The sequence below is a fragment of the Enterobacter cloacae complex sp. IR5422 genome (assembly GCF_049238165.1).
Lineage (GTDB): Bacteria > Pseudomonadota > Gammaproteobacteria > Enterobacterales > Enterobacteriaceae > Enterobacter > Enterobacter roggenkampii.
The window spans coordinates 93859-100867 of record NZ_JBMKHT010000013.1 but is presented as its reverse complement, the minus strand read 5'-3'; the positions used below and the strand labels follow the sequence as shown (position 1 = coordinate 100867).

General features: G+C 54.5%; 9 protein-coding genes. 1 reads left to right on the top strand and 8 read right to left on the bottom strand.

The genetic code is table 11. The features are described from left to right. From ACOTXT_RS09075 to ACOTXT_RS09045, 7 genes are all read right to left on the bottom strand, one after another. On the bottom strand, positions 1-1109 hold a 1109-nt coding region (locus ACOTXT_RS09075), incomplete at its 3' end, for a ShlB/FhaC/HecB family hemolysin secretion/activation protein (protein WP_421625303.1). A gap of 182 nt (positions 1110-1291) precedes the next feature. Further along, the gene (locus ACOTXT_RS09070) at positions 1292-2245 is read right to left on the bottom strand and encodes a GlxA family transcriptional regulator (RefSeq protein ID WP_021242706.1); all 954 of its coding nucleotides are present in this window, start codon (positions 2243-2245) and stop codon (positions 1292-1294) included. A gap of 26 nt (positions 2246-2271) precedes the next feature. Beyond that, positions 2272-3051 carry an MBL fold metallo-hydrolase gene (locus tag ACOTXT_RS09065; protein WP_021242705.1) on the bottom strand — a complete coding sequence of 260 codons (780 nt, stop codon included), beginning with the start codon at positions 3049-3051 and terminating at the stop codon, positions 2272-2274. 122 nt (positions 3052-3173) lie between these two features. Continuing rightward, positions 3174-3974, bottom strand: coding sequence for a lipoprotein NlpA (nlpA, locus tag ACOTXT_RS09060; RefSeq protein WP_008500128.1), 801 nt, complete (start codon positions 3972-3974; stop codon positions 3174-3176). 139 nt (positions 3975-4113) lie between these two features. Next, complete coding sequence (locus ACOTXT_RS09055; RefSeq protein WP_023293716.1) at positions 4114-4512, bottom strand: type II toxin-antitoxin system VapC family toxin; 399 nt, start codon at positions 4510-4512, stop codon at positions 4114-4116. Beyond that, a complete protein-coding gene (locus tag ACOTXT_RS09050) occupies positions 4509-4775 on the bottom strand; it encodes an antitoxin (RefSeq protein WP_032675702.1) in 267 nt (88 codons plus the stop codon). The genes ACOTXT_RS09055 and ACOTXT_RS09050 overlap by 4 nt, the downstream gene beginning before the upstream one ends. A gap of 129 nt (positions 4776-4904) precedes the next feature. Then, complete coding sequence (locus tag ACOTXT_RS09045) at positions 4905-5324, bottom strand: GNAT family N-acetyltransferase (RefSeq protein ID WP_008500129.1); 420 nt, start codon at positions 5322-5324, stop codon at positions 4905-4907. Positions 5325-5465: 141 nt separating this feature from the next. Here ACOTXT_RS09045 and ACOTXT_RS09040 point away from each other — a divergent pair, with 141 nt between their 5' ends. Then, positions 5466-5762, top strand: coding sequence for a YicS family protein (locus tag ACOTXT_RS09040; RefSeq protein WP_021242704.1), 297 nt, complete (start codon positions 5466-5468; stop codon positions 5760-5762). 50 nt (positions 5763-5812) lie between these two features. Here the strand turns inward: ACOTXT_RS09040 and ACOTXT_RS09035 are convergent, their stop codons facing one another. Further along, entirely contained in the window at positions 5813-6763 is a 951-nt protein-coding gene (locus tag ACOTXT_RS09035) for a LacI family DNA-binding transcriptional regulator (RefSeq protein WP_023293714.1), read from the bottom strand. Between the last annotated feature and the right edge of the window lie 246 nt (positions 6764-7009).

The window sequence follows — 7009 nt, the reverse complement described above, 5'->3', positions numbered from 1 at the left end:
GAGAGGTTGCGCGTGCTGCTCTGAAGCGGCGCGTCGTTGAGCCAGTTGCGGCTGGATCGCTGAACCACGCCTGCCGCAATGCCGGTTTTCACCTCCCCGTTGCGGAAGACCACCCAGGACGCGTTAACGCGGTGGGTTTTGGTATCGCCCGTGGAGAGCCAGTTGAATCCCTGGTTACTGATGGTGGTCCGGTAGTTACTCCAGGCGTAGCTGTAGTCCAGTAATCCATAGCCAAACGGCACGCTGACGCCCGCCTGAAAATTCTGCGCATCGTACGCGCTGGCAAAATCGCTGCTGCGCCCGCCGCTGACAAACCATTTATCCGCCAGCCCCAGCATATTATTGGCGGTGAGCACGCCACTCAGCTGATCTTCGCCGGTACTCTTCTGCCCGCTATTATCCAGGCTTACCGATGCACTTAAGGGAAATTCCGGTTTTGCCGTGAGATTAACGATGGAATATCCGGCCTGCGTTCCCGGAAGAATTTCAATCTGAACCGGGTCGGTACGCAAACGGTTAATTTGCTCCATGCCCTGTTCAATATCGCGTAAATTAAGGATGCCGCCCACCCGTCCCGGAAACGCCATTTTCAGCATACGCGGCGTTTCGCCTTCCAGACGGATCGCTTCCAGTCTGCCTTCCAGCACAACAATATTCAGCTGACCGCCGGAGAGATCCTGCTCGGTAAGAAAAGCGCGGCTGGTAATATATCCCCGGCTGATATACCAGTCAGAAATATGGGCGAGAAGTTCCGTTATTTTCGCCATATCCAGACAGCGGCCCTGCCACGGCGCGACAAGGGTCTGCCGGTTTTTCGGGGAGATTAAGGTCGCACCGGAAAGGGTAATGGTATGAATAGTGAAACAGGGCCCGGAGCCGGTAACCGGCAGCGGTCTGGCGGGCGCAGGGCGAGGAATACTCCGCTCCAGCTCCTCACGCTGTTGCTGGTTCTGTAATAAAAGCTGCTGCTGTTGCTGTTGAATGGAATCGCGATCGGCTGGCGATAAAGGTGCAGCACTCACCCTCGCTGAAAAAAGCGAAAACAATAAGATAGCAACAGCATAATTTACTAATGAAATTATTCTAATTTTTATTTCGGCGCTATTCATCCATGCCACAAAAATGTCCGCAATGATTATTTTTGTAATATAAGAGTTTTCTTAAAGCGAGTATATCTAATTTGAATTAGGGCTCCTAAAATTAATAGTTATTTCAGAAGAGTGAGAAGGATATTAAGAGAAAATAAGAAAGGATTTAACTCACCCTTAAATCTTGAGTTAGCCGTAATACACTAGGCATGAAGCCGAAACGTCTTTCGCCACTCCGCCGGACTCACCCCAAAACGCGCCTTAAACTGCTGTCGCCAGGTGACGGCGGAATTAAATCCCACCAGCTCAGCCACGCGTTCAATCGGCATATTTCCGGCTTCCAGCAGGATCTGGCTGCGCCGCAGGCGTTCGGCGGTCAACCAGTCGGCGACGCTCATCCCTGTAGCGTTAACAAAATGACGAGTCAGGGTGCGGCGGCTCATCGAGACCACCTCAGCCAGCGAGTCCAGACTATGTTGTTCGGTGATGTGCTGCTGCAGGTAGTCGATCAGGCAGTTAATGCGCCCGTCGCGGGTATCTTTAGGCACCGGCTGGGCGATGAACTGCGCCTGCCCGCCCTCGCGGTGGGGCGGAACAATCATCCGGCGGGCAATCTGGTTAGCAACCACGCTGCCAAAGCGCTGGCGAATGATATACAGGCAGCAGTCGAGGGCTGCGGCAGTCCCGGCGGAGGTGATGATATTGCCGTCATCCACGTAAAGGGCATTAATATCCAGCCGAACGTTCGGGAAGAGCGACTGAAACTGACGTTCGAACTCCCAGTGGGTGGCCGCGCGTTTGCCGTCGAGGATCCCCGCCCAGGCCAGCACAAACGACCCCAGACACAGCCCGACGATTTCTGCGCCGCGGTCTCTCGCCTGTACCAGGCTGTCGAGCAGCGTCTGGGGCGGGCGTTCAAGAACGTGCTGCCAGTAGGGAACGACAACAATATCGGCCTGCCCAATGGCGGTAAAGTCCTGCGTGGCGTTGAGGGCAAATCCGTCTTTTGAGGTGAGGAACCCTGGCGTTTCGGCGCAGATCGCCACGTTAAAGCGCTTTTCTCCGGAGACCGAGTCGCCAAACAGAATGCAGGGAACGGAGTAGTGGAACGGGCTGAACCCGTCTACTGCGACAATCGCGACGTTGACTAGCGACATTTGTCTCTCCTTTCCCCTTTAGACACTCAGAATATAACGGTTTCGCCATCCTCAGGAATACTCACCGCGTCACTCACCTGGTTGGCTTCTACGTACTCACGCAGCGCGCTGCGGGTCAACAGGCAGTGGTTAATGGCCTCCATATGGCTCGCCACAATTTTAGCCTGCGGCAGCAGGAAATGGACGTTGAGCACATCCTCCTGCCCCATAATAATGGGCCCAAAACCAATGACGTGGGCATAGCCGACGTTCAGCACCACCACGTCCGGCTGGTGCTTTTGCAGATCGGCCGCCACCTCGTCACGCCAGACGGTATCCCCGGCAATATAAAGCGTCTTCTCATCAGGATGACGCAGCACCACGCCACAGGCCTCGCCCAGCCGCTCCGCCAGTTCGGGCACCGCGTATGCGCGATCGGTACCGTGCTGGCCGCCGTGGGTCTTCGCAATTCGAATCTCGCCGAAGGTGGTCTCGTCGGTCATGACCGTCAGGTTGCTAAACCCCTGGCTGCGCAGCAGCGCGGCGTCGCGGTCATTTTGTACGTAAATGGGTTTGTCTTTGGCGATCAGTTCCGCCGCGGCGCGATCCCAGTGATCGTCATGGGTATGGGTGACGATCACCGCGTCGGCGTCCAGCAGCGCGTTGACGTCAACGGGGAGTTCGACCGTCGGGTTGCGGCGTTCGGCATGGGCCGTGCCAGGGAAGCCCGGATAAGCGCCCTGCGGAGCCAGCATCGGGTCGACTAAAAGACGTTTTCCGGCATAGGTAATCAGCTGGGTGGCGTTGCGAATGTGGGTGATGTTCATGGGCTATCCTCCGGTTGGTGTGATAAGGAGGATAGCCAGCCGTCGCGCGTCATGCTGTGGGTTAAAGGGCGATTACCGATGAAATCGGGCCAACTTACGTCACCGCGCTTTATGCGGGTTCCTTACCAGCCCGGCACCGCCCCGCCGTTAAAGATCGTCTCCGCCGCTTTCGCCACTTCAGGCGACTGATACGACTGGATAAATTCCTTCACGTTCTCGGCGTCTTTGTTGTCTTCGCGCGTCACCACGATGTTCACGTACGGCGAATTTTTGTCTTCGATAAAGACGCTGTCATGCACCGGCGACAGCCCGGTTTGCTGAATATAGGTGGTGCTGATGATGGCGACATCCACTTTCGGGTCGTCCAGCACGCGCGGCAGCTGCGCCCCTTCCAGCTCCATGATTTTCAGCTGTTTAGGGTTGGCGGTAATATCCAGCGCCGTCGGCAGCAGCCCGGTATCTGGCTTCAGGGTGATGAGCTTCTCTTTTTGCAGCAGCAACAGCGCACGTCCCAGGTTGGTCGGGTCGTTTGGAATGGCAATGGTTGCGCCGTCCTTCAGGTCAGACACGGATTTGATTTTGCGGGAATAGCCGGCCATTGGGAAAACAAAGGTGTTCGCCACGGCCACCAGCTTGTAGCCATGCGCCTTGTTATCCTCTGCAAGGAACGGGCGATGCTGGAAGACGTTGGCATCCAGTTCCCCCTGGTTGGTGGCATCGTTAGGCAACAGCGAGCCGCTGAAGCCCACCAGCTCCACGTCCAGGCCATATTTCTCTTTCGCCACCTTTTTGGCGACTTCCGCCACGTCCTGCTCGGCGCCGTTGATGACGCCGACTTTAATGTGTTTGGCATCGCTGCCACTTTGATCGCACCCGGCCAGCAGCAGGCCAGCCAGTACCAGAGCACCCAATCGACGTTTCACAAGACAGTTCCTTTTGCTGAATGTTGTAGTGACTATATCGACAACGAGGCGGTGAAATAAAAACCGAAAAAGAATCAATAAGAAGGATAAGTTATATGCGGGTATGGCCGGGTGACGCTGCTCCACCGGGCATCAGGGATCACAACGTTGTCGTCCAGTCCTCGACGGCAAGCTCCTGCACCATTCTGAATGCACGATCGTTAGTAACAATCGTTGTTCCCCGACTGATAGCATGTGCAGCGATCAGTTGATCGAGATCCCCCATCACTTTCCCTTTCTTTTCCAGGGTTGCACGGAGTTCACCGTACGTTGCTGCGGCGTCGCTGTCCCAGTCGCAAATCGTGATGGTATTGAGAAACTCCCGGATTGTTTCTTTCAATCTACTGCTTTTCTTCTTGTCAGCACCATACAGCAATTCCGCTTCGGTAATGCTTGAGATACAAACGTCACCCGGCGCCAGACATGTCATTCTGCTTACAACCTCCGGGTGTCGTTTAAACAAGTGACTCACAATATTCGTATCCAGCATATGTCTCATGAGCATGCTCCATCCAGAGGGTCTCTTGTCGTAACACTCTGATTGCGTTCCTCCTTGCTCAAAAACGTATCTGGTACGTCCGTTTCTGCCAGCATGCGGAGAAAATTATCCCAGCTCTTTATTAGAACAGGTTTTGCCGCCAAAACGACATTCCCCTCCTCATCCCGTCGGATGTAGACGCTCTCCGTATCAAACGCGAATTCAGCAGGCAGCATAACGGCCTGATTCTGACCCTTTCTGAATAGTTTTGCTGTGCGTTCCATTGCTATCTCCATGGATGACTTGACCAGGCCAAAGCATGCGCCACGGCCCGAAAAGAAGACAAGCAACACGTTTTAAATTAGGAAAGCGGCTCGCAATAAATAGCAGAATGCATAATGACAGAAACGGGCTTAAAGGGCTTTCGCCAGGTAATGTCGCTGCATGCCCGGGTACGGATAATCCTGCAAAGACATCTGCAGCTGGTACCCCTGTTTTTCATAGAACGGACGCGCCTGGAAGCTGACGGTATCCACCAGCGCGTGCTTGCAGCCTTTGCGTCTGGCTTCATCTTCCGCCGTTTTGATGAGCTGGCTGCCCACGCCGGATCCGCGCACGGCATCGCTCACCCAGAGAAAGTCGATATTCAGCCAGTCGCCTTTACGCACCCCAATGAGCCCGCCGAGCATGGTGCCGATGTCGTCCCGCACGTAAACGCCAATATCCCCGCTGAATGTGGAGAGATCCAGAAACTGCGCATTGTAGGCTCTCAGACCCGTGAGTAACTCTTCTTTTTCCTGCGCCGTAACCGCATGAGTAATGCTCAGGTGCATATTTTTTCTCCTTGTTATCTGTGCCGTTTCACTATCTCACACACGCAACGTGGAGAAAATTCATACTTTCGGCTGGCGTCGCTACACTGAATGTAACGATATATTTCATGGGAAGCCTGTGACGTCAAAAGGGGGTTGTTGATGAAAGCTGCACACCTTGTCTGCCTGCTGGTTTGTCTGCTGTTCGCCGCGTTTGTCCACGCTCAGGAAAAGGACGATCCGGCGAAAGAGGCGCAGATTAAGCAGCAGGTCCTGAAAGATATTAAGAAAACCTGTACGCCACAGAAAAAGCAGAGCGATAAGGCCTGGCAGGCGATGATTTTGTCGTCAGAGGCCAATCAGCTGCTGATCAAAAATGCCGTTACCGCCGTGAAGCGTGACAACCTGGACGCCTACTGGGCGGCGATTGGTCAGGTGGATTGTATGGAAGATTATTGAATGCTGCTTGCCGGGTGGCGGCTGCGCCTTACCCGGCCTACACAATATTTTTAACGCTTACGCACGTCTGGAATGATCAAATCCCCGCGCAGCACATACGAACCCAGCATCTGCGTTTTCTCCGTCAGCCAGCTCACGATACGCGCCGCCATCGCATCCATAGAATATTCAATCGCCGGGATCACCGGAATACCCGGCAGGTGCAGCGATCCGGCCAGGCTAAAGACCATAATGTCGTCCGGCACGGATTTATTAAACGCCTGCAGCTGCGGGATCACCCGCTGGGCTTCCTGCTCGTCCGCCACCAGCAGCGCGTTGAAGTTCAGCGTGCTGGCGTTATTCAGCAGCTCCTGTAGCGCAACGGACGACGAGGTCGCGTCCATGAACACAAGGTTGCGATTAAAGGGCAGGAAATTTTTCTCCAGCGCGTGCTTGTAGCCGAGCAGCACCTGGTCAGCAAAACCGCTGCCGTGCGGATGGATCAGGGCAATCTGGCGTCGCCCCTGGCTGGTCAGGTAGTTACAGGCGGTTTCGGCGGCAAAGGCGTGATCGAACTGGATGCTGTTGGAATTATCAGACTCCATGCAGTCCACCAGAATGACGTTGTCCATGTCGACGTCCAGCGGGAAACGCGCGCCAATCACCAGGATGTCATCGCAAAGCCCGCAGGAGAGTTCCTCAAGAGCGTGCATCACTTCCGCTTTGCTGTGCGCGAAACGCAGCAGCAGGTGTTTTTGATGCTGGCTGAGCTGTTTTTCCAGCGCGTAGAGATAACCGGTGGTCTGGTTAATGTTTTCCTGGGCGCAAATCACCCCGATACAGCCCGTCGACTGGCTCAGCAGCGACTGGGCAATCACATTAGGCCGGTAGTTAAGCTCATCCACTGCCTTCAGAACGGCCTGACGGCTGGCTTCCTTTACGCCACGCGACCCACTCAACACTCGCGATACCGTGGCTTTAGACACCCCGGCAAGACGTGATACATCATTAATTGTCGACATCTCTTTCCCCTGGCAGGCTTACCTCGCGCCTGCAAATTCCATGACCGCTTCGGCTCACATTATAGCCAGAGCGGAGTATATCCGTTTCCGTTTTCCATGGAAACCGATTTTCCGTTTCCACTCCAAATGATGTCAAAACAGCCAAATTATGTGACCTGCATCTGGTTAATTAGCCTCATAAGTATTGGATATTGATGGTTGTCACAGTTCTGTCTTTTATGAATGGAAACCGGTTTCCGTATCATG

What these genes read in the sequence shown, in the direction of transcription:
- ACOTXT_RS09070 (WP_021242706.1), bottom strand. Translation starts at nt 2,245, where the DNA reads ATGTCGCTAGTCAACGTCGCGATTGTCGCAGTAGACGGGTTCAGCCCG.
- ACOTXT_RS09065 (WP_021242705.1), bottom strand. Translation starts at nt 3,051, where the DNA reads ATGAACATCACCCACATTCGCAACGCCACCCAGCTGATTACCTATGCC.
- ACOTXT_RS09055 (WP_023293716.1), bottom strand. Translation starts at nt 4,512, where the DNA reads ATGAGACATATGCTGGATACGAATATTGTGAGTCACTTGTTTAAACGA.
- ACOTXT_RS09050 (WP_032675702.1), bottom strand. Translation starts at nt 4,775, where the DNA reads ATGGAACGCACAGCAAAACTATTCAGAAAGGGTCAGAATCAGGCCGTT.
- ACOTXT_RS09045 (WP_008500129.1), bottom strand. Translation starts at nt 5,324, where the DNA reads ATGCACCTGAGCATTACTCATGCGGTTACGGCGCAGGAAAAAGAAGAG.
- ACOTXT_RS09040 (WP_021242704.1), top strand. Translation starts at nt 5,466, where the DNA reads ATGAAAGCTGCACACCTTGTCTGCCTGCTGGTTTGTCTGCTGTTCGCC.
- ACOTXT_RS09035 (WP_023293714.1), bottom strand. Translation starts at nt 6,763, where the DNA reads ATGTCGACAATTAATGATGTATCACGTCTTGCCGGGGTGTCTAAAGCC.